Raw genomic sequence first — 18,127 nt, forward strand, 5'->3', positions numbered from 1 at the left:
CCCCCTATGCGGCAGCCTGTGCGGCGGCACAAAAGGCCGCGATCAGTCTCTCATCCTTGATCCCCGGCGCAGTTTCAACCCCTGACGACACATCCACTTGTTTTGCGCCAGTTAAACGGGCCGCTTCGGCGACGTTCTCCGGTGTCAAACCACCGGCCAACATCCACGGGCAAGGCCAATATTTCCGTTGCACCAGTCGCCAGTCGAAGGTGATCCCATTGCCCCCGGGCAGATCAGCGCCCTTGGGTGCTTTTGCATCTATCAACAATTGATCCGCGACCGGCGCGTAAAGATCAATCTGGGCGACATCGTCCGGCCCGGCAATACCGATTGCCTTCATAACCGGCAGGCCAAACCGGGCTTTGACTTCGGCCACCCGCCGGGGGCTTTCCGATCCGTGTAGTTGAAGCATATCGACGGTGGTCTCACGAACGATCTGGTCCAAGGTCGCGTCATCGGCATTGACCGTTAGCGCGACTTTCGCAATGCCGATTGGCACATCGACCATCAACGCCGCCGCATCAAGCAGGCTGACATGACGCGGGCTTTTCGGAAAGAAGACGAAACCAAGATAGCGTGCGCCCGCATTGGATGCCGCCATCACATGGCGGGGCTCTTTCAGCCCGCAGATTTTGACTGTGGTGCCCATGGGCGATTAACGAGCGTCGTCGATCAAAGCCAACACATCGTCTCCGGTGCGCGCCTTGGGTTGATCACGAAGAGTCTTAACCTCTCGCGCCAATTGATCGCGTTCTTTGCGGTGGCGCGCGCCCTCGGCCCGGATCTTGTGTTCCCGGAACCATTCCCAGATGAAGCCGATCAGAACGCCAGCGATCACGCCAGCGAAGATCACCACAAACAATGGCAAGGTCAGCGACCAGCTCCAGCCCAGAAAGCCCGATAGCTCCTGCGGCAGCAGGTGGACGGTGACGGTGTCGCGATTTGCCAAAGCGACTGTGATCAGGGCGACCGCAAGGGTCACCAGAAATGCGTAACGGATGTATCGCATAGATACCTCTTACTTGCCGTTCAAACGGTCCCGAAGAAGTTTGCCGGTCTTGAAGAATGGCACATGCTTTTCTTCAACCTCGACCGACTCACCCGTCCGGGGATTACGCCCAATACGAGCATCTCGTTTCTTGACAGAAAATGCGCCAAAGCCGCGCAGTTCGACCCGGTCTCCCTTGGCCATTGCTTCTATAATCTCTTCGAAGATCGTGTTCACGATGCGCTCCACGTCGCGCTGATATAGGTGCGGGTTTTCATCCGCGATCTTCTGGATCAATTCCGACCGGATCATTCTGGTCCCCCCAAATTGGCTATGTAATGGATTTTGCATCCTTATTCTGTCTGACTATAGGAGCAAACAGCCGCGCGAGATACAAGCATTGCCGCATTCAGGGTGTAATTTTGGCGTGAATCTCGCCATTTTTTTGCGAATTTCGGGCAGATGCCGCAGCGGCAAATTGGTTAACGCCAAAACTCACGTCTTTGTTGCAGCGCAGCAAAGACTGTTGATTCGAAGCAAAACGGCCCCGCACATCGCACGGGGCCGTTCGCGTTTTCGAAGGTGCGGGACTTAGTCGTCCTGCTTCAGCGCTGCGCCAAGAATGTCGCCCAGCGATGCACCCGAATCCGAGGAACCGTATTGTGCGACGGCTTCTTTTTCTTCGGCAATCTCGCGGGCTTTGATCGACAGACCAAGGCGGCGGGATTTCGCATCCACATTGGTCACGCGAACGTCCATCTTGTCACCAACCTGGAAACGCTCTGGGCGCTGCTCGGCACGGTCACGCGACAGGTCAGAGCGACGGATGAAGGATTTCATGCCTTCATACTCGACTTCGATGCCACCCTCTTCGATCGAGGTCACTTCAACAGTGATGATCGAACCGCGCTTCACGCCGCCAATGGCGTCTGCAAAGGGGTCGCCGTCCAAGGCTTTGATCGACAGCGAGATACGCTCTTTGTCGGTATCAACTTCCGAGACAACAGCTTTGACGATGTCGCCTTTCTTGAAGTCCTGGATGGCTTCTTCGCCGCGCTGGTCCCAGCTGATATCGCTGAGGTGAACCATGCCGTCGATTTCGCCTTCGAGGCCAATGAACAGACCGAATTCGGTGATGTTCTTGACTTCGCCTTCGACCTCGGTGCCCTCGGGGTGGGTTTCTGCAAACACTTCCCATGGGTTGCGCATGGTCTGCTTAAGACCAAGCGATACGCGGCGTTTGGCGCTGTCGATTTCCAGAACCATGACTTCGACTTCTTGCGAGGTCGACACGATTTTACCTGGGTGAACGTTCTTCTTGGTCCACGACATTTCAGAAACGTGCACCAGACCTTCAACGCCCGGCTCCAGCTCAACAAACGCACCGTAATCGGTGATGTTGGTCACGCGGCCAGTGTGTGTGCTTTCCAGCGGGTACTTGCCAGCAACCAGATCCCATGGATCGTCTTGCAGCTGTTTCATACCAAGCGAGATGCGGTGGGTTTCTTTGTTGATCTTGATGACTTGAACCTTGATGGTTTCGCCGATCGTCAGGATCTCGGAAGGATGGTTCACACGGCGCCATGCCATGTCGGTGACGTGCAGCAGGCCGTCTACGCCGCCGAGGTCAACAAACGCACCGTATTCGGTGATGTTTTTGACGACGCCGTCAACCGCTTGGCCTTCGGTCAGGTTGCCGATGACTTCAGCACGCTGTTCGGCACGCGATTCTTCCAGAATTGCACGACGCGACACAACGATGTTGCCACGGCGGCGGTCCATTTTCAGGATCTGGAACGGTTGCTTCAGACCCATCAGCGGGCCAGCGTCACGCACGGGGCGCACGTCAACTTGGCTGCCGGGCAGGAACGCAACAGCGCCGCCCAGATCGACCGTAAAGCCGCCTTTGACGCGACCGAAGATTGCGCCTTCGACGCGCTCTTCGTCTGCGTATGCTTTTTCCAGACGATCCCATGCTTCTTCGCGGCGGGCCATCTCACGCGAGATAACAGCTTCGCCACGGGCGTTCTCTGCGGAACGCAGGAAGACTTCCACTTCGTCGCCAACAGCGATTTCAGGAGCTTCACCAGGATTTGCGAATTCTTTGATGTCGACGCGGCCTTCCATTTTGTAGCCTACGTCGATGATCGCTTGGCCGGCCTCGATGGCGATGACCTTACCTTTGACGACAGAACCCTCTTCGGGTGTGTCCATTTCGAAGCTTTCGTTCAGGAGGGCTTCGAATTCCTCCATCGTTGCTTTAGCGCACATATGCGATTTATTCCTTTACAAGTCGTTATTCGGGCCGTGCGGTTGTCTCCGCAGGTCTTGGATTGTCCAATTTGGTCAACAAGTTAACCACAAAACAAAGAGGGCCGGCATGTCCGACCCTGCTCATATTTCTTCAGTCGCGGTGTTTTCACCTTGTCAACAAGGGCGGGGATTACGTGGATTCTGTCAAAAAAGCAAGGACTGATGCATATCATGGCAGCGCCGCGCGTCGCACTTATGCTGACGTAATGAACCGAGGAGAGATCATTAGCTGGCTCATGGCAGGGGATTCTGCAATCGCATTTCAGACGATGCGCGATCTTCTACACAGAACCCGCCCCGAACTTCAGGCGCGTATTGCGACCAATGGGTGGGGCAAAGCTTTTCTGGATGCTCGCAACGCGACTGGTGGCTGGGGTGATCGTTACTATGGGCCAAAGTGGGCCTGTACACATTATGTGTTGCTCGATCTGGTAAACATGGCGTTCCCACAAGATCACCCAGAAGTCGCAGCCTTGGTGCACGATATTGCCGTGCGACACGTGTCGCATGACGGTGGGTTCGCTATTTCTTCAGATGACAAGTTAAGCGACACGTGTGTGACTGGCATGTTCCTGAACATCGGTAGCTATTTTGCAGCGCCCGAGGCGTCACTTCAGAGCTTCGTTGATTTCCTGATTTCGGTTCAATTGCCCGATGGTGGATTCAACTGCCAGATCAACCGCTCTGGTTGCAAACACTCATCTTTGCATTCGACGCTGTCGGTGCTGGAAGGGCTGCACAGTTTCGAGGCTTGTGGCTACGCCTACCGAAAAGACGAATTGAATCAGATCGCAACAGAGGCACGGAGTTTCATCCTTCGGCATCAGTTCTTCCGTTCCGAACGAACAGGAAAGATCATCAACGCGGATTTCCTGAAGCTGCGCACGCCTGCCCGATGGTATTACAACACCTTGCGCGCGTTGGACCACTTCCGTGCGACGGGCCAGCCGTTTGACCCCGCGATGACCGACGCCTTGGACAAGCTGGTCACCCAACGCAGGCCGGACGGCCGGTGGCCGCGCGGACCCAAAGTTGCAGGCAAAACAGTGTTCGAGATGGAACCGCCGCGGGAACCGGGACGGTGGAACACGTTGATCGCCCTGCGTGTGCTGGACGCTTATCCCCTCACCTGATCCACGGCTAATATGGCGCTGGCCACCGCCTGATCAATCGACATCTCAGAAGTGTCGATGATTACGGCATCATCAGCTGGCTTCAAAGGGGCTTCTGCGCGCTCACTGTCGCGTTTGTCGCGCGCGATGACATCAGCCAGAACCTGATCACGCGTATCGCTGTGACCTTTAGATGACAGCTCCAGAAACCGCCGCTCCGCGCGGACTTCAGCGCTGGCCGTCACGAAAAGTTTCACCTCGGCAGTTGGACAGACAACGGTTCCGATATCCCGCCCATCCAGAACAGCCCCCCCGTCACGTAGGGCGAAGTCATGCTGGAACTGCACCAAAGCAGCCCGCACATCAGGCAAAACAGCCACGCGGCTGGCGGCTTGCGCAATGTCAGGGGTGCGCAGGTCACCTTGCAAGTCTGCTGGCGTTAGATTTTTCGCGGCGGCAACCGGATCACCACCCGACAAAACCTTGGCCCCAACCGCCCGATACAAAAGTCCGGTATCAAGATGCGCAAACCCAAAATGAGCGGCAACAGCTTTGGAAATTGTGCCTTTACCAGCGGCGGCTGGTCCGTCGATTGCTACAGTGAAAACCGTCATAAGTTCGATCTGACAATTTGCGCACCCAGCCCCGCCATCAAAGGTTCAAACACCGGGAAGCTGGTGGCGATGGGGCCGCCATCATCCAGATGGATGGGCTTTTTCGATGCCATGCCAAGACAGGCAAAGCTCATGGCTATGCGGTGGTCGAGTACTGTGGCGACGGTTGCACCACCAGGCACACCTTCGGGGCCCAATCCGTCCACGGACCACCAATCCTCACCCTCTTCGACGGTGACACCGGCAGCACGCAGTCCCTTGGCCATCGCATCTATCCGGTCGCTTTCCTTTACCCGCAATTCGTGCACACCCGGCATGTTGGTTGTGCCCGACGCGAACGAGGCGACAACCGACAGGATCGGGTATTCATCAATCATGCTCGCGGCCCGCTCGGGTGGGACGACGATCCCTTTCATGTTGGGGGAATACCGGGCCCGCAGGTCTGCGACAGGTTCGCCGCCTTCAAGACGCTCGTTTTCAAACGTCAGATCAGCGCCCATATCCTGCAACGTATTAAATAGCCCAGCACGAGTCGGGTTCAGGCCGATATTTGGGACCAGCACGTCCGATCCCGGCACGATCAACGCAGCACAGACCGGAAAGGCGGCAGAGCTTGGGTCCCGCGGCACCGCAATGGTTTGCGGCTTCAGTTCCGGTTGACCCGTCAGGGTGATCACATGGCCTTCGTCGGTCTGTTCGACGCTGATCTCTGCGCCAAAACCTGCAAGCATGCGTTCAGTATGATCGCGGGTGGCCTCTTTTTCGATCACCACCGTCTTACCGGGCACGTTCAAGCCCGCCAGCAGCACCGCTGATTTCACCTGCGCCGAGGCCATAGGCGTCGTATAGCGCACCGCCACAGGCGTGCGCGCACCGACGATGGTCATCGGAAGCCGCCCGCCTTCGCGACCGAAACTTTGCGCGCCAAACAACGCGATCGGGTCGGTCACCCGGCCCATCGGGCGCGACCGAAGCGAGGCATCGCCGGTGAAGGTCGCAGTGATCGGCTGGGTCGCCATCGCGCCCATGATTAGGCGCACCCCTGTTCCCGCATTGCCGCAATCAATCACGTCTTCAGGTTCGGCAAAGCCGCCAACCCCCACGCCGTTCACCCGCCATTCGCCGTCACCCAGACGCTCTACGTCAGCGCCGAAGGCACGCATGGCGTTGGCTGTGCCAATCACGTCCTCGCCTTCCAGCAACCCGGTAATATGGGTTTCGCCCACAGCCATTGCGCCAAGGATCAGCGACCGGTGGCTGATCGACTTGTCGCCGGGCACCCGCGCCTCGCCTTTCAGAGGGCCGCATTTGCGCGAGGTCATGGGGATGGCGGGGCCGTGTCCGGACATTGGAGTTCTCCTGTAATCTGCGATTTCTGATAGCGCAGACATCTGAGCGAGGCCAGAGTGAAAGGGGCGTTGCCCCTCGGCCTACGGCCTCACCCCAGGATATTTCCGGCCAGAAGAAGCGAGTTTGGGTGGTCAGAGACGCCGAAATGTCAGGTAGTGGGGCGTTCGGCCTTCGCGCAAGGCTTTCTGTTCATAGCGCGTCGATATCCAATCGTCCCATGGGGTGCGCCAGTCTGTGGCACGGTTGCCCAACCATTCAAATCCGGCCCGCGGCACTTCTTCCAGTGTCTGGCGCACGTAATCTGGGATATCGGTCGCAACGCGGAACGCGGCCCCCGGTTTTAGAACGCGATGAAAGGGATCAAGGTATTCTGGTGTCACGAACCGGCGGCGATGGTGCTTTTTCTTGGGCCAGGGGTCTGGATAAAGCAGGAATGCTTTGTCGATGGACTGGTCCGGTAGCACGTCAAACAGGTCGCGCACATCACCCGGGTGCACTGCAACATTTTCGCACCCTGCGGTGCGGATCTTGCCCAGCAACATGGCAACGCCGTTGATGTAGGGCTCGCACCCGATGATGCCGACATCTGGGTTGTTGGCAGCTTGGTGCACCATATGTTCACCGCCACCAAAGCCGGTTTCCAGCCAGACCGGTTTACCGTCGAACAGCGCCACAAGGTCGATCTGGGTGCGATCTGGGTTTGCTTCCCAATCCACAGCGCCGGGGCTGAGGGCCGCGAGGTCTTCCTCGAGATACCCCTGCTGGCTGTCGCGCAGGTGTTTGCCTTTGAGACGGCCATAGAAATTGCGCCACGGCGCACCGGAGGCATGTTTGTTCTGGGGCGTGTCATCTTGTGTCATGGCCGCGCCTATGCCGTGCAAAGGGCGGGTGCGTCAAGTGACGACCCGCCCTTCTTGTGAGGTTTGTGGATGCAAACGACCTTAGACAGCCTTTTTCAGCGCATCGACCAGATCTGTTTTTTCCCAGCTGAAGCCACCTTCTGCGTCTGGTGCCCGGCCGAAATGACCATATGCGGCGGTCCGCTCAAATATCGGCCGGTTCAGTTGGAGATGCTCGCGAATACCACGCGGCGTCAGGTCCATAACCTGCCCAATTGCTTTTTCGATGTCGGACTCGTCCACTTCGCCCGTGCGGTGGGTGTCGACCAGAATTGACAAGGGATGCGCCACCCCGATCGCATATGACAACTGCAATGTGCAGCGTTTCGCCATACCCGAGGCGACAATGTTCTTCGCCAAGTAGCGCGCGGCATAGGCAGCTGAACGATCAACCTTGGTGGGATCTTTCCCCGAGAACGCACCGCCGCCATGCGGCGCGGCGCCGCCATAAGTATCCACGATGATCTTGCGGCCGGTCAGGCCTGCGTCCCCATCGGGGCCGCCAATCACAAACTTACCAGTTGGGTTCACGTGCCAAACAGTGTCGTCTGTCAGCCACCCATCCGGCAGCACCTCATGGAAATATGGGGCCACGCGTTCGCGCACGTCGTCCGGCGTCATGGCCGCGTCCAGATGCTGTGTTGACAGCACGAGCGATGTGACTTCAACCGGCAGGTCATTTTCATAGCGAACGGACAGCTGCGATTTTGCGTCAGGGCCCATCCAGCCTTCGGTGCCATCTTTGCGCACCTCTGCCAGACGGCGCAAAATGGCATGGCTGTATTGCAGGGGGGCTGGCATCAACGCGTCGGTCTCGACGGTGGCATAGCCAAACATGATCCCCTGATCACCCGCGCCTTCGTCTTTATTCTCGGCCGCATCCACGCCTTGGGCGATGTCGGCGGATTGGGCGTGCAAAAAGCTGTCGACTTTCAGATTGGCCCAGTGGAAGCCTTCCTGTTCATAGCCGATGTCTTTCACACATTCTCGCGCGATGTCTTCAACGCGTTGGATAACGCTGGCCGGGCCGCGCACCTCGCCGCCGATCACAACACGGTCGGTGGTGGCAAAGGTTTCGCAGGCAACACGAGACTGAGGATCTTCGGACAGGAAAGCATCAAGGACAGCATCAGAAATGCGGTCGCAGACCTTGTCAGGGTGTCCTTCAGAAACGGATTCCGAAGTAAATACGTGGTTCTTACGAGTCATGAAAGTGCTCCGATTTTAAAGCCCAAACCACGTCAGGAAGCCGTTGTGGCGGGATATGTCTTGGCGTTACATGTCAAACCGTTTGTGGTCAACGTGCTTTTGGGGTCCGACGGACAAACAGGGTGCACAATGCAACAGTAATCAGAAGACCCAATGGCAGGTCCCCAAAGCGAGCATAGGGCGTGGGCGGGGCGGCGCTTGGCAGCGCTGCATCCAGATATCCGGCTTCACCAAGCGACATCGACGCACGTAATGCGCCACGCGGATCGACCACCGCGGATATGCCTGTGTTGGCAACCCGAATAACGGGAAGGCCAAATTCGATGGCCCGAAAACGAGCTTGGGCCAGATGCTGAAAGGGCATCGAGTAGTCGCCAAACCATGCGTCGTTGGTGGCATGAAGGATCCAGTCAGCACGCGTTGGTGCCGCACGAATGTCGCGGGGGAACACAGCTTCATAACAGATCAGCGGAAGGGCCAGACCCGCAGCGCCCGTGTCCAGAACTCGCGCGCCCGGTCCGGCCGAATAACCGTTTCCGGCTTGTGATGCGAAAGCGCTTATGCCGAAACGTTCCAACCAATTGCCAAGCGGGATATATTCACCAAATGGCACCAGATGGTGCTTGTCATAGGTAGACTGCACCTGACCATCTGGGCCGATCAACGCAAGGCTGTTGTAGTATTGCAGCTCATCACCGCGCTGCACGCCAAACAGCACTGGCACGCCTTGCGCCGCATCCGCAATCGCGTCGCGCACATCATCTGCCCATTCGAGCAAAGTTGGAACGGCCGTTTCGGGCCAGATCACCAGATCGGGCCGGGGCTGGCCGGGCATTGGGTCGGCAGCCGTGAAATCCACTTGGCGTCTGACAAAATCAAACGCATGGCGCCGATCCCATTTCAGGTGTTGGAGCGCGTTGGGTTGCACGAGCCGTACCGTGACGTCCCGGTCGGGCGGCAGAGGTTGACCGCCCCGATAGAGCCCGCCAGTCAAAGCAACGCCACCGATTGCCAGAAAGAGGGCGGCATGGGCCATTTGTTGACGCGAGCCCCTCCTTTGCGATGCCAAATGTGCACCCAGTGCGGACAAGAGCAAAGTCAGCCCACCAAGCCCACTAGCCCCAATATAAGCAGACAGTTGCGCGAAAGGTGTTTCGATCCAAACATGGCCGGGATTGCCCCAAGGAAAACCGGTAAACAGCCAGCCCCGAACCAACTCCGCCCCGGTCATGGCCAGCGCAATCGCGAGCCATCGCACCGACGGTCGCGCGATGCGGTGTGCGACGTAAGTTGCTATGCCCCACAAAAGCGCAAGGCCCGCCGCCATGAAAAATAGCGCGAAAGGCGCCATCCAGCCGTGGCGCGGCGCATCGACAAAGAAGGGTTCAACAAGCCATGACAACGTAACGCCGAAATAGCCCACGCCCAGCCCCCAAGCCCGCCACCCGGCTTGACGCGGTCGGTCTGCCTGCAAAACAACATAGATGGCAGCCGCAAGGCCGATCAGCGTAAAGATCGGCCAGTCAAACGGCGCATGACCCAGTGCAGCCACCGTGCCCGCCACAAGTGTGGTAAGCACAGGCCAGAACCCAGCCGCACGACCGCTTTTAATCATTAGGTTTTGGAGGGATCCGAACCCGAAGGCGCTTGATCCGGCGCGGGTCGGCATCGACCACTTCGATTTCGGGACCCGCAGGGTGCGAAATCACTTCACCACGCGCCGGCACGTGCCCCAACAATACGAAAACAAGTCCGCCAAGTGTGTCGACCTCTTCATCGTCGATTTCGTCGCCACACAGCGATATACCGATCTCCGCCTCAAATTCGTCCAGTGGAGCTTTAGCCTCGGCCAGATAGCAGCCCGGCTTTTCTTCGATCCACAATGCGCCTTCTTCAAGGTCGTGCTCGTCCTCGATCTCGCCGATCACCTGTTCGATCAGGTCCTCGATGGTCACAAGCCCGTCAACACCACCATATTCATCAATAACCAGCGCCATGTGTATACGCTCGGTCTGCATCTTTTGGAGAAGAACACCGATTGGCATAGACGGCGGCGCATACAAGAGCGGACGCACCAGATCACGCAATGCGAAGGGCGGCATCTTAACGCCTGCATTGCCGTTGAACCCATAGTTCAGAGCAAGGTCTTTCAGATGCACAAGCCCGATTGGCGTATCGAGCGTGCCGTCAAAGATCGGCACACGTGTCAGCCCTGTTTCGCGAAACAAAGCAACCAAGCCGTCTTTTTCGATGTCTACCGGGGCAGAAATGATTTCAGCCTTGGGGACCATGACGTCTTCGACGCGCATGCGTCGCAGGTTCATCATGCCCGGCGTTACGAAAGTGGATATTCCGCTCGTCGCTGCAGGAGCATCTTGAGGAAGCTCGTTGGTCGTATCCGTGGGGCTTAACACCCCGACAATACGACCGAAAAAGCCGGTCCTGCTACTTTCGGCCTCTATCGGCGCGCTTTGCGCTGCGTCAGTAGACCCGTCTTCGGTGTCGCCCATCTTTCCTTTTCCACAATGGCGCAAAATTGCGCACGTTATCCTTCATATGGGTTGCAAATGCCCATCTTGCCAAGAATTTCAACCTCTAGACCCTCCATCAGGGCCGCATCTTTGTCGTCTATGTGATCATAACCCAACAGATGCAAGGTTCCATGCACCAATAAATGAGCCACATGGGCAGTGAATTGCTTACCCTGCGCAGACGCCTCACGCTGACAAGTCTCGAAAGCGATTGCGATATCGCCAAGCTCTGGATCGGTGGGCCGCAGCGGGGTGCCACCCGCGCGGTCAGATGCCCGCTCTTCCGATGGCCACGATAGTACATTGGTGGGGCTTGGCTTATCGCGAAAATCCCCATTCAGCTCAGCGATCCGTGCGTCATTGCAGGCCAGCAGACTAACCTCGAACGTGTCGCCTAAGGGGGGCGTCAATCCAAGATGCGCAAAGGTTGCGTCGGTGGCCTGCTCTGCCAATGGACCAAGCCCCGCTGTTTGCCAGCGGTCATCTTCGAATACCACATCAACAGCCATATCAGCGGTCGCGTTGCTCGCGCTGAGCTTTCTTGACCATCGCCATCTGGGCCGCGTCGTCATAGGCTTCAATGATTTTGGCGACCAGCGGGTGGCGCACCACGTCTTTCGAGGTGAAATAGTTGAAGGCAATCTGGTCGATGCCTTTCAGCAGCCCTTCTGCATCGCGCAAACCGCTGTCCACGCCACGCGGAAGGTCGATCTGGGTGCGGTCGCCGGTGATCACCATGCGCGATCCTTCACCCAGCCGGGTCAGAAACATCTTCATCTGCATGGTGGTCGCGTTCTGCGCTTCATCCAACACGACATAGGCGTTGGACAAGGTGCGTCCGCGCATGAAGGCCAGCGGAGCAATCTCGATCCGCTTCTCTTCAATCAGCTTCGCCACCTGTTTGGCGGGTAGGAAATCATTCAGCGCGTCATAAAGCGGCTGCATGTAGGGGTCGACTTTGTCTTTCATATCGCCGGGCAGATAGCCAAGCTTCTCGCCCGCCTCAACCGCCGGACGACTGAGGATCAAGCGATCCACATGGCCACCAAGGAACATGTTCACTCCGACTGCCACAGCCAGATAGGTTTTGCCTGTGCCAGCCGGGCCGATCCCAAAGGCCAGTTCGTTCTGAAACAGGTTCAGGACATAGGATTTCTGGGCTTCGGTTCGGGGCTCAATCGTCTTTTTGCGGGTCTTGATCTCGACCGCGCCGCCCCGGAACATCTCCATCTGGTCGCCATCGCGGGTGCCAGTGCCAGCATCTGACCCGCCCATGCGAATCTCAGCATCGATATCACCCGGTTCAATCGACTTGCCGCTTTCCAGCCGCTGATACAGCGCCTGCAGCACTTCGGCAGCCTTGGTGCGTGCGCTTACTTCGCCAAACAGGGACAGCTGGTTGCCGCGACGCACGATCTGTACGCCCAGATGGCTTTCAATATGTGTCAGGTTTCGGTCAAACTCGCCGCATAAGTCGATAAGCAGCCGGTTGTCGGGGAATTCAAGCAACGTCTCTTCGCCGGTGTTTGCGTCAGGCGTTGCGGTCAGGTTTTCAAATCCCAATACGGGGTCTCCTGGTCAGATCCTATATGTTGATGGTGCCAAGGGAAGAAGGCGGGCGCAAGCCCTCTTAGAAAAACTTCACGATTTCGATACAAAGATAGCGAAGGTCAGAGGTCGCCAACCAGCTCGCCTGCAAGCGAATTGGTGCTGCTTTCGACGATCCGCACGCGCTTCAATTCGCCGACCTTTCCGTCAGGGGCGGCTACATGCACCGCGTGCAAGTAATCTGATTTGCCAACCATCTGACCGTCCAGACGGCCCTTCTTTTCAAACAGAACACCCACTTCTTTGCCGACCATACTTTGCTGCACGGCGCGCTGCTGTTCTGTCAGCAAGGCCTGAAGCTGGTGCAATCGGTCGGTCGCGACCGTGTCATCGACCAGCGCGCGTTCTGCGGCCGGGGTGCCGGGACGGGTCGAATATTTGAAACTATAGGCCTGCCCGTAATTGACCTCGCGGATCAGCGACATCGTATCCTCGAAATCCTGATCATCTTCTTCGGGGAAGCCGACAATGAAGTCGCCCGACAGCAGGATGTCAGGGCGCGCTTCGCGAATGCGCGCGATAACACGCAAATAATCCTCGGCTGTGTGGCTGCGGTTCATCCGTTTCAGAATCTTGTCCGACCCCGACTGCACGGGCAGATGCAGATAAGGCATCAGCTTCGCGCAAGTGCCATGTGCCTCGATCAGATCATCGGTCATGTCGTTGGGGTGCGAGGTGGTGAAGCGTATCCGCTCAAGCCCATCGATCCCATCAAGCGCCCAGATGAGTTTGGCAAGCGACCAGTCGCCCCCTTCGCCTGCGCCATGATAGGCGTTGACGTTCTGACCCAATAGCGTGATCTCGCGCACGCCGCGTTCGACCAGATCACGGGCTTCGCGCAGGATGCGGTCAACCGGGCGGCTCACCTCTGCGCCACGGGTATAGGGCACCACGCAGAACGCGCAGAACTTGTCGCAACCTTCCTGCACCGTCAGGAACGCCGACGGATTGCGTGCGGCCTTCTTGGCGCCCTGACGCTTGGGCAGATGTTCGAACTTGTCCTCTTCCGGGAAGTCGGTGTCGAGTGCTTTTTCCCCCTTCGCGACCTGCTCCATCATCTGCGGCAGGCGGTGATAGGTCTGCGGACCGACAACCAGGTCGACCAACGGCTGGCGGCGCATGATTTCTTGGCCCTCGGCCTGTGCCACACAGCCCGCAACACCGATTTTCAGGTTGGGGTTCTCGACCTTCAGGCTCTTCAAGCGACCCAGTTCGGAATACACTTTCTCAGCCGCTTTTTCGCGAATGTGGCAGGTGTTCAACAAGATCATATCCGCATCATCGGGCCGATCCGTTTCAACATACCCGTCCGCACCCAGGGCTTCGACCATGCGTTCGCTGTCATAGACGTTCATCTGGCACCCATAGGTGCGAATGAAAAGTTTTTTCGGGTCAGACATGACGCGCATTTCCCAATGAATGAGGCTTTGGATCAGGTCCTGTGTCCTATAGCAAAGCGCATCATGCCGCAACGCTTGCAAAAGGCTTTGATTTCATAGCATTTTGGCGCGGAAGCTGCAGAATCCTGCGGCGAGAAAGAGTGACTTATGCGGTATCAAGGCCTGACAGATTTCCTGAGCACCGGCGCCAAGGCGCTGGCCAAAGGCCCTGTTGGCATGATCTTTGTCGAAGATCTGGTGGAAGTAGAAAGCACCATCACCCACCACCAAAACGCAGGGTTCGCCCAGATTTTGGTCTTCGCGCCCGACGCGTTGGTTCTGCCCGACGCGGTCGAGGCCTCTATCCACCGTATCCCTTACGCCATTGCACGAGCGGGTGCTTTGGAACATGCCGTCAACAAGATCATCGACGCCGCGCCCGGCACTTGGCTTTATTACTGCTACAACGCCGAATACCTGTTTCATCCGTTTTGCGAAACGCGGTCTATCGGCGAGCTTTTGGCCTTTCACGCCGAAGAACGTCGCGGCGGTGTTCTGACCTATGTGGTTGACCTTTATGCCGACGATTTGGGGCAATTCCCGAATGCAGTGTCATTGGATCATGCCTATCTGGACAAGTCGGGCTATTACGCGCTTGGCCGCCCGGGCGCGGACGGCAACCCTCACGATCGTCAATTGGATTTTTTTGGAGGCCTGCGCTGGCGGTTCGAGGAACACATCCCCGCGGCCCGTCGCAAGATTGACCGGATATCAATCTTTCGGGCGAAAAAAGGGTTGAGACTGCGCCCAAACCACACGTTCAACGATGAAGAATACAACACCTTTGCCTGTCCTTGGCACAACAACATCACCGTCGCGATTGCCAGCTTCCGCACGGCGAAAGCTCTGAAATCGAACGCCGGCTCCACCTTCGAGATTCCCACATTCAAGTGGCACAATTCGGTTGAGTTTGAATGGACATCTCAGCAGTTGTTGGACTTGGGGCTGATGGAGCCTGGGCAGTGGTTTTAAGCGGTCAAAAGCGCCTCTCTTTACATCGCCCTTCAATCCTTTAGGGTCTGCGCATCACACGAGCACCCGTGCAGCAAACGGCCTCGTCCATTAATCCCCCAACATCGCGAGGCAACAATGACCGAGGTCACAACCGGCGCAACTGTGCGCATTCACTACACAGGCTCACTTGAAGACGGGACGATCTTTGACAGTTCCGAAGGTCGCGATCCGCTGGAATTCACAGTCGGGTCCGGCATGATCATTCCGGGCCTTGATAAGGCGCTGCCCGGCATGGCTGTGGGCGAGCAGAAAAAAGTGACCATCGCACCCGAAGAAGCCTATGGCCCGCGTCAAGAGGAAGCTCTGCTGGAGGTGCCGCGCAGCGACATCCCTGCCGAAATCCCGCTGGAAGTTGGTTTGCAGCTCCAGATGACTGGGCAACAAGGCCAGCCCGTGCCCGTTACTGTGACAGAGATGACCGACGACAGCGTCACGCTTGATGCCAACCATGCGTTAGCAGGTCAGACACTGATTTTCGATTTCGAAGTGGTCAGCGTCGGCTAAGCGCCGTTTGGGAAAGAGCGCGCGCTTCGCGCGCGTTCGAGGGGCTTTGCCCCTCACCCCAGGATATTTAGGGCCTGAAGAAACTATTTGGCGTTTTCTGCGGCCTGTTATTTTCGGCGCAGGCGTATTACGACATCGACTTTAGCGATCTCGGTCCCATCCGGTGCTTCCGGCAGGCGCGCAATTTTCAGGTCCTCGTCTGGGGCATCCATCAATTCTTCTGTGTCTTCCCAGAAAAAATGAGGGTGGTTCGAAACGTTTGTATCGAAATAGCTGCGGGCCCCATTCACGGTGATTTCGCGCAACAGCCCGGCTTCGGAAAAGACGCGAAGTGTATTGTAGACAGTGGCCAGAGATACCCGCTCGTCACTATCGCGCGACGCTTCATATAGGCTTTCGGCCGTCACATGGCGATGATGACCATCGCCGATCAGAAGCTGCGCCAGAGCCAACCGCTGGCGTGTCGGCCTAAGGTCTGCGCTTGCCAACCACGCGGCTTCTGTAGTGTGCTCTAGTTGGTTCATAGGTCTGTTGTCTGGTCCGAAGTGATCGAATATCCGTATTGAATATAGGGGCTCGACCGCCAAAGCGCCAATTCTTTTTGATCTGTCGGTGTGGCTGTGTTGCCCGCCCGCTTCGGCCTGCCCTTGCGTCCGGCTTGGGCCGGGTGATAGAGGGTGAAGGGAAGGAACACACAAGATATGGGGCGCAGGGAATGGCGGAATATCCGACGAGTTTTGATAAGGAAGATCTTCTGAAATGTGCGCGGGGCGAGTTATTCGGCCCAGGAAATGCACAACTTCCTGCTCCGCCCATGTTGATGATGGACCGCATCACGGACATTTCAGGCGATGGCGGCGAGCACGGCAAAGGCCATGTGATCGCCGAGTTCGACATCACGCCCGACCTTTGGTTCTTCGACTGCCACTTCCCCGGCAACCCGATCATGCCCGGCTGCCTTGGTCTGGATGGTCTTTGGCAATTGACGGGGTTCAATCTGGGTTGGCGCGGCTGGCAGGGACGCGGCTATGCGCTGGGTGTCGGCGAGGTCAAGCTGACCGGAATGGTGCGCCCGGACCGCAAGATGCTGACCTATCGCATCAACTTTACCAAGGCGATCCAAACGCGCAGATTGACCATGGGCGTTGCAGACGGGATTGTGGAAGCTGATGGAGACGTTATCTATCAGGTCAAGGACATGAAGGTCGCCCTGTCTGAAAGCTGACGGGACATAGGAATACTGGGGAATACTGGTGCCGGACGATTGGCACCGCCACGCGAAGGAGTGCGCATATGCGTCGTGTCGTCGTTACCGGTCTGGGCATTGTCTCGGCCATCGGCAACAACAAAGACGAGGTTCTAACCTCGCTGAAAGCCGGTAAATCGGGCATCTCTGCCAATGCGGATATGGTGGAGCATGGATTCCGCAGCCAGATTGCGGGGATGCCGGATATCGATATAGCGGCGCATGTCGACAAACGCACGCTTCGGTTTATGGGGCCGGGTGCCGCGTACGCCCATATCGCCATGACACAGGCGATCGCCGATGCCGGTCTGGGCGAAGACGACGTTGTGAACCCCCGCACGGGTCTGGTCGCAGGCTCTGGTGGCCCGTCGACGAGTGCCATGTTCGCAGCCCACCAAACAGCTTTGGCAACCGGGGCGACAAAGCGGATCGGTCCGTTCGCGGTGCCGAAATGCATGGGCTCGACCGTTTCCGCGAACCTTGCGACCGCATTCAAGATCAAGGGCATTAACTATTCGATCACCTCGGCCTGCTCGACATCTCTGCACTGCATCGGCAACGCAGCCGAGCAGATCATGATGGGCAAGCAGGACGTGATGTTCGCCGGCGGCGGCGAAGAGCTGGACTGGACACTGTCTTGCCTGTTTGACGCGATGGGCGCAATGTCGTCGAAATATAACGACACACCCGAAAAGGCGTCCCGTGCCTTCGATGCCAATCGCGATGGCTTTGTCATTGGCGGCGGTGGCGCAATACTGGTTCTTGAAGACCTTGAACACGCAAAGGCGCGCGGTGCGAAAATCTATGCCGAAGTCACGGGCTATGCCGCGACCTCGGACGGCCACGACATGGTGGCCCCGTCAGGCGAAGGCGGCGAACGGGCCATGCGTCTGGCGCTGGACATGCTGCCAGAGGGGCGCAAAGTCGGCTACATCAACGCGCATGGCACCTCGACTCCTGTGGGCGATGTGGGCGAGGTTGAAGCGGTGCGCCGGGTCTTTGGCGACGGTTCTACACCTCCGATCAGTTCGACCAAATCGATGACCGGCCACAGCCAAGGCGCCACCGGCGCGCAAGAGGCGGTGTACTGTCTGTTGATGCTGGAACATGATTTCATCACGCCGTCGATCAATGTCGACGAACTGGATCCAGCCATCAAACCTGGCGAGATCGCAACCTCGCTGGTTGAGAACGCAGGGTTGGACACGGTGATGACCAACAGCTTCGGGTTCGGCGGGACCAATGGCTCGATGCTTCTGAGCAAATACAGCGATTGATATTTGAAACAAAATTGAGGAAC

Annotated in this window: 19 protein-coding genes and 1 riboswitch; of the genes, 5 read left to right on the forward strand and 14 right to left on the reverse strand. The window is 57.6% G+C overall.

All coding sequences use genetic code 11. The features are described from left to right. Window positions 1-4: 4 nt before the first annotated feature. The 4 genes from K3556_RS12625 to rpsA form a co-directional block, all read right to left on the reverse strand. Entirely contained in the window at window positions 5-649 is a 645-nt protein-coding gene (locus K3556_RS12625) for a phosphoribosylanthranilate isomerase (protein WP_260517130.1), read from the reverse strand. A gap of 6 nt (window positions 650-655) precedes the next feature. Next, window positions 656-1,009, reverse strand: a complete 354-nt coding sequence (locus K3556_RS12630) for a lipopolysaccharide assembly LapA domain-containing protein (protein ID WP_260517131.1) — start codon at window positions 1,007-1,009, stop codon at window positions 656-658. Window positions 1,010-1,018: 9 nt separating this feature from the next. Continuing rightward, window positions 1,019-1,300 carry an integration host factor subunit beta gene (gene ihfB, locus K3556_RS12635; protein ID WP_091428481.1) on the reverse strand — a complete coding sequence of 94 codons (282 nt, stop codon included), beginning with the start codon at window positions 1,298-1,300 and terminating at the stop codon, window positions 1,019-1,021. Window positions 1,301-1,579: 279 nt separating this feature from the next. After that, window positions 1,580-3,241 carry a 30S ribosomal protein S1 gene (gene rpsA / locus K3556_RS12640; protein WP_260519254.1) on the reverse strand — a complete coding sequence of 554 codons (1,662 nt, stop codon included), beginning with the start codon at window positions 3,239-3,241 and terminating at the stop codon, window positions 1,580-1,582. A gap of 266 nt (window positions 3,242-3,507) precedes the next feature. On the opposite strand from rpsA, the gene K3556_RS12645 reads away from it, so the two are divergent. Then, window positions 3,508-4,434 (forward strand): prenyltransferase/squalene oxidase repeat-containing protein, encoded by a 927-nt coding sequence (locus tag K3556_RS12645; RefSeq protein ID WP_260517132.1) that lies wholly within the window; start codon window positions 3,508-3,510, stop codon window positions 4,432-4,434. Here the strand turns inward: K3556_RS12645 and cmk are convergent. The 9 genes from cmk to miaB form a co-directional block, all read right to left on the reverse strand. Continuing rightward, entirely contained in the window at window positions 4,419-5,027 is a 609-nt protein-coding gene (gene cmk / locus K3556_RS12650) for a (d)CMP kinase (RefSeq protein WP_260517133.1), read from the reverse strand. The genes K3556_RS12645 and cmk overlap by 16 nt on opposite strands. Next, complete coding sequence (gene aroA / locus K3556_RS12655) at window positions 5,024-6,376, reverse strand: 3-phosphoshikimate 1-carboxyvinyltransferase (protein ID WP_260517134.1); 1,353 nt, start codon at window positions 6,374-6,376, stop codon at window positions 5,024-5,026. Before aroA ends, cmk begins: the two co-directional genes overlap by 4 nt. Before the next feature lie 132 nt (window positions 6,377-6,508). Next, window positions 6,509-7,237 (reverse strand): tRNA (guanine(46)-N(7))-methyltransferase TrmB, encoded by a 729-nt coding sequence (locus K3556_RS12660; protein ID WP_260517135.1) that lies wholly within the window; start codon window positions 7,235-7,237, stop codon window positions 6,509-6,511. Window positions 7,238-7,318: 81 nt separating this feature from the next. Continuing rightward, the gene (gene metK, locus K3556_RS12665; RefSeq protein WP_260517136.1) at window positions 7,319-8,485 is read right to left on the reverse strand and encodes a methionine adenosyltransferase; all 1,167 of its coding nucleotides are present in this window, start codon (window positions 8,483-8,485) and stop codon (window positions 7,319-7,321) included. A gap of 5 nt (window positions 8,486-8,490) precedes the next feature. Beyond that, a riboswitch (SAM-SAH riboswitch) is annotated at window positions 8,491-8,540 on the reverse strand. Between the two features lie 33 nt (window positions 8,541-8,573). Next, window positions 8,574-10,064 carry an apolipoprotein N-acyltransferase gene (lnt, locus tag K3556_RS12670; protein WP_260517137.1) on the reverse strand — a complete coding sequence of 497 codons (1,491 nt, stop codon included), beginning with the start codon at window positions 10,062-10,064 and terminating at the stop codon, window positions 8,574-8,576. 28 nt (window positions 10,065-10,092) lie between these two features. Continuing rightward, entirely contained in the window at window positions 10,093-10,995 is a 903-nt protein-coding gene (locus K3556_RS12675) for a hemolysin family protein (RefSeq protein ID WP_260517138.1), read from the reverse strand. A gap of 35 nt (window positions 10,996-11,030) precedes the next feature. After that, window positions 11,031-11,525, reverse strand: a complete 495-nt coding sequence (gene ybeY / locus K3556_RS12680; protein WP_260517139.1) for an rRNA maturation RNase YbeY — start codon at window positions 11,523-11,525, stop codon at window positions 11,031-11,033. 1 nt (window position 11,526) lies between these two features. After that, window positions 11,527-12,579, reverse strand: a complete 1,053-nt coding sequence (locus K3556_RS12685; RefSeq protein ID WP_260517140.1) for a PhoH family protein — start codon at window positions 12,577-12,579, stop codon at window positions 11,527-11,529. Between the two features lie 107 nt (window positions 12,580-12,686). Continuing rightward, a complete protein-coding gene (gene miaB / locus K3556_RS12690; protein ID WP_260517141.1) occupies window positions 12,687-14,024 on the reverse strand; it encodes a tRNA (N6-isopentenyl adenosine(37)-C2)-methylthiotransferase MiaB in 1,338 nt (445 codons plus the stop codon). A 147-nt stretch (window positions 14,025-14,171) separates the two neighbouring features. Between miaB and K3556_RS12695 the strand changes: the two genes are divergently transcribed. Next, window positions 14,172-15,035 (forward strand): glycosyltransferase family 2 protein, encoded by an 864-nt coding sequence (locus K3556_RS12695; protein WP_260517142.1) that lies wholly within the window; start codon window positions 14,172-14,174, stop codon window positions 15,033-15,035. Window positions 15,036-15,152: 117 nt separating this feature from the next. After that, entirely contained in the window at window positions 15,153-15,581 is a 429-nt protein-coding gene (locus K3556_RS12700) for a peptidylprolyl isomerase (protein ID WP_260517143.1), read from the forward strand. Window positions 15,582-15,688: 107 nt separating this feature from the next. Here K3556_RS12700 and irrA read toward each other — a convergent pair whose 3' ends face one another. Then, window positions 15,689-16,105 carry an iron response transcriptional regulator IrrA gene (gene irrA / locus K3556_RS12705; protein WP_260517144.1) on the reverse strand — a complete coding sequence of 139 codons (417 nt, stop codon included), beginning with the start codon at window positions 16,103-16,105 and terminating at the stop codon, window positions 15,689-15,691. A gap of 191 nt (window positions 16,106-16,296) precedes the next feature. Between irrA and fabA the strand changes: the two genes are divergently transcribed. Together fabA and fabB are read left to right on the forward strand one after the other, a co-directional pair. Next, window positions 16,297-16,806, forward strand: coding sequence for a bifunctional 3-hydroxydecanoyl-ACP dehydratase/trans-2-decenoyl-ACP isomerase (gene fabA, locus K3556_RS12710; RefSeq protein ID WP_260517145.1), 510 nt, complete (start codon window positions 16,297-16,299; stop codon window positions 16,804-16,806). Window positions 16,807-16,874: 68 nt separating this feature from the next. Then, window positions 16,875-18,104: a beta-ketoacyl-ACP synthase I gene (gene fabB / locus K3556_RS12715; RefSeq protein ID WP_260517146.1), complete on the forward strand. Its 1,230-nt coding sequence runs from the start codon at window positions 16,875-16,877 to the stop codon at window positions 18,102-18,104. The last annotated feature ends 23 nt before the right edge of the window (window positions 18,105-18,127 follow it).

This window comes from Aliiroseovarius sp. M344, from assembly GCF_025140835.1.
Classification (GTDB): Bacteria; Pseudomonadota; Alphaproteobacteria; order Rhodobacterales; family Rhodobacteraceae; genus Aliiroseovarius.